Below are 929 nucleotides of genomic sequence, written 5' to 3'. Positions count from 1 at the left end.
GTATTAATGATGATCGGCCAGATGGCCGTAATGAAGATCACGAAGATTGCCGAGGGGTTGCCGTCCTTGAAAGCTGCCAATGACAGCGGCAGCCAGGCCAGCGGTGGAACGGTGCGCAAGACCTGAAAGATCGGATCAAGACCGCGCATCGCCCAGTCGCTCTGACCTACCAGCGCACCGAGAGCGATCCCTGCGATTGCTGCAAGGCAATAGCCGAGGGCCACACGCTTGAGACTGGCGAGGATGTGCCAGAACAAACCTTGGTCGACGCCTTGTCCGACATAGAATGGATGGACAATCAATTCCCAGGTTTCGGATACAACGCGCGACGGAGAGGGAACACTCGCCGTTGGTGAGGAGCAAATGACTTCCCAAAGAACCAGCAGAAACGCCAGCGTTACCAGCGGCGGCAGTATACGTCCTGCAAGGGCGGAGAGCCACTGCGGGAAGGGCCGCCGAGCAACAGATGATCTGGGAGTGCTCAAAGTCACGACCTTTGCTTGGGTGTGTGGCTGTTTTTGTGGATTCATCCGTACGGGGCTGGCAATCATACCGGTTCCTTCACGCAAAACGTTTGATGTCGAGGCTGGCGAGATAGGTCTGCGGGTTGTCCGGGTCGAAGACTTTGCCATCGAAAAAGGTCTCGGCACCTCGCGATGTCGAAGCGGGGACATCCGTTGCGGCAACGCCAAGGGCCGATGCCGCCTCGCGCCAGAGATCCTCCCGATTGACCTTGCCAACCAATGCGTTGATGTCCGTATCCGGCGCAAATTTGCCCCATCGGATATTCTCGGTCAGGAACCATTTTTCATGGCTCTGGAACGGATAGGAAGTGTGATCGCGCCAGAATTTCATCAAATGCGGACTGGCCGTCTCGACACGCCCGGAGCCATAGTCATAATCGCCCTTCAACCGTCCAGCGATATCGG

At 57.1% G+C, this 929-nt stretch carries 1 protein-coding gene and 1 pseudogene; both read right to left on the bottom strand.

Annotation, left to right across the window (positions count from 1 at the left end; genetic code table 11):
- Nucleotides 1–530: ABC transporter permease subunit (locus ACXJ5O_RS28360; RefSeq protein ID WP_457302820.1), on the bottom strand; the 530-nt coding region annotated here is incomplete at its 3' end.
- 31 nt (nt 531–561) lie between these two features.
- A pseudogene (locus ACXJ5O_RS28355) lies at nt 562–929 on the bottom strand (bicarbonate-binding protein); the annotation flags it as partial.

It is taken from the genome of Phyllobacterium sp. P5_D12 (genome assembly GCF_054049495.1).
Note: the sequence above shows the minus strand (reverse complement) of the source record. Positions and strands in the feature narration are given on the sequence as shown.